At 38.3% G+C, this 2639-nt stretch carries 3 protein-coding genes; 1 reads left to right on the top strand and 2 read right to left on the bottom strand.

Annotation, left to right across the window (positions count from 1 at the left end):
* Window positions 1-1485: phosphoenolpyruvate--protein phosphotransferase (gene ptsP / locus AC1DRF_RS22470; protein ID WP_477741730.1), on the top strand; the 1485-nt coding region annotated here is incomplete at its 5' end.
* A 41-nt stretch (window positions 1486-1526) separates the two neighbouring features.
* Here the strand turns inward: ptsP and AC1DRF_RS22465 are convergent.
* Both AC1DRF_RS22465 and AC1DRF_RS22460 read right to left on the bottom strand, forming a co-directional pair.
* Entirely contained in the window at window positions 1527-2213 is a 687-nt protein-coding gene (locus AC1DRF_RS22465; RefSeq protein ID WP_013056013.1) for an LrgB family protein, read from the bottom strand.
* The gene (locus tag AC1DRF_RS22460; RefSeq protein WP_013082263.1) at window positions 2210-2578 is read right to left on the bottom strand and encodes a CidA/LrgA family holin-like protein; all 369 of its coding nucleotides are present in this window, start codon (window positions 2576-2578) and stop codon (window positions 2210-2212) included. Before AC1DRF_RS22460 ends, AC1DRF_RS22465 begins: the two co-directional genes overlap by 4 nt.
* Window positions 2579-2639 lie beyond the last annotated feature (61 nt).

The raw sequence follows: 2639 nt of genomic DNA, 5'->3' as shown, positions 1-2639 counted from the left end.
GTTCTAAGCGATCCTGAACTTATTAATCCAATTAAAGATAAAATTACAAATGAAAATGTAAACGCTGAACATGCACTTGATGAAGTAGCGGCAATGTTCATTAATATGTTTGAGTCAATGGACAACGAATATATGAAAGAACGTGCTGCTGATATCCGTGATGTAACAAAACGTGTATTAGCTCATCTTTTAGGTGTAAACGTTTCAAATCCAAGTTTAATCTCAGAAGAAGTTGTCATTATCGCAGAAGATTTAACGCCGTCTGATACAGCACAGTTAAATCGTAAGTTCGTAAAAGGATTTACAACAGATATTGGYGGACGTACTTCTCACTCAGCAATTATGGCGCGTTCCATGGAGATCCCAGCTGTTGTAGGTACAAAAACAGTTATGGAAGACATTCAAAACGGCGTATTAGTAATTGTTGATGGTTTAGATGGCGAAGTTATCGTTGATMCAAGCGAAGAAACGGTAAAAGCTTACGAGAAAAAAGCCGCTGAGTATGCAGAACAAAAAGCTGAGTGGGCTAAGCTTGTAAATGAAAAAACGGTTTCAGCTGATGATCATCACGTTGAACTTGCGGCTAACATTGGTACACCAGAAGATGTAAAAGGCGTATTAGAAAACGGCGGCGAAGGCGTTGGCCTTTATCGTACAGAATTCTTATATATGGGCCGCGAAGATCTTCCGACGGAAGAAGAGCAGTTTACTTCTTATAAAACAGTTCTTGAACGTATGGAAGGCAAACCAGTGGTTGTTCGTACTCTTGATATTGGTGGAGACAAAGAGCTTCCTTATTTAAATCTACCAAAAGAAATGAACCCATTCTTAGGATTCCGTGCCATTCGCTTATGTCTAGAGATGCAAGACATGTTCCGTACACAGCTTCGTGCGCTTCTACGTGCAAGCGTATACGGTAATCTGAAAATTATGTTTCCTATGATTGCTACTGTTGATGAGTTCCGTCAAGCAAAAGCTATTCTTTTAGAAGAAAAAGCTAAACTTCAACAAGAAGGCGTACAAGTTTCGGAAGACATCGAAGTAGGGATGATGGTAGAGATTCCTTCCTCAGCGGTAATCGCAGATTTATTTGCTAAAGAAGTAGATTTCTTCTCTATCGGAACAAATGATTTAATTCAATACACGCTTGCTGCTGACCGCATGAATGAGCGCGTGTCTTATTTATATCAACCGTATAACCCAGCGATTCTTCGCTTAGTGAATATGGTAATCAAAGCGGCTCACAAAGAAGGTAAGTGGGTAGGCATGTGTGGAGAGATGGCAGGAGATGAGATTGCAATTCCAATTCTTTTAGGTTTAGGCTTAGATGAATTCTCAATGAGTGCAACATCTATTCTGAAAGCTCGTTCTCAAATCCGTCAATTATCAAAAGCTGATATCGAACCTCATTTAGATACAATTCTATCAATGTCTTCTACGGAAGAAGTTATTGAGTTCGTAAAATCAACTTTTCATATTGGATAATAAAAAGGTGTGATCATATATGATCACACCTTTTTTATCTTTTAAGCGAAAATAGTAGGCAGAAGCATATTCGCAAACAACATTGTAAGAAGTGCTGCTACGATCATGCCAAGGCTAGAAAAAGTACCTTCAATTTTTCCAAATTCAAAAGCTCTTGCTGTACCTGTCCCATGAGAAGCTACTCCTAAAAGAAGACCTCTTGCTAGAGAAGAGTGCAGTGCGAGGAGCTTAATCAGTTTTGGAGCGACCATACATCCTACTACACCGGTTATAATCACAAACATAATGGTAATATTCGGATCTCCTCCTAGCGTCTGAGATACATTAACAGCAATAGGAATCGTAACCGATCTTGGAATCAAGCTATGAACCAGCGTTGATTGTAAATGAAACACTAATGCTAACAGCATGGAAGATATCATGGCAGCAAACGTGCCGAGCCCTACGCTTAAGCTGATTTCAACACGGTGTTTTTTGAGTAAATCAAAATACTTAAACATAGGAACAGCAAAAGCAACGGTTGCTGGTCCAAGCATAAAGCTAATAGCACTGGCACCTTGCTTATAATGATCATAAGAGCCATTCGTCACTAATAAGATGCCAATTAAAAGAATGGGGGCTAGTAAAATAGGGGAAACTAGCATAGACTTATATTTTTTATAGAGCACTTTTGTACCGACATAAACGAGCAGTGTAAGCGGAAGAGCAATCCATGTGAGTAATGTCATTTTAGCGAACCTTCCTTTCTTCTTGAAATATGTTCTGCAATGATTCCCGTTATAGACATCACAATAATCGTACTGATTGTGATAATAATCACAATCTGGATTCCAAAATGCATCAATACATCTCCATAATTGATGAGTCCAACGACGGCTGGTATGAAAAATAGTAATAGTTCTCCCACTAACAGTGTTCCACCTTGTTCAACCCAGCTTAATTTAATTACTTTAAAGTACAGTAAGAAAAACAGTAAGAAAAATCCGATGATACTACCTGGCACTGGGAGGTCAAACCATTGTGAAATACTTTCTCCTATTAAAAACAGAGCCGTTAGTAATAAAATCTGTAAAATCACCATAATCAGTTTCATGATTAGCCTCCTTTATTTATGTTTTTATTCATTCATTCCTAGTTTGTTGAGACAATAATGG

The organism is Priestia sp. P5_B4 (genome assembly GCF_056400385.1).
The sequence above is the reverse complement of the archived record's forward strand: the minus strand, read 5'-3'. Positions and strand labels throughout refer to the sequence as shown.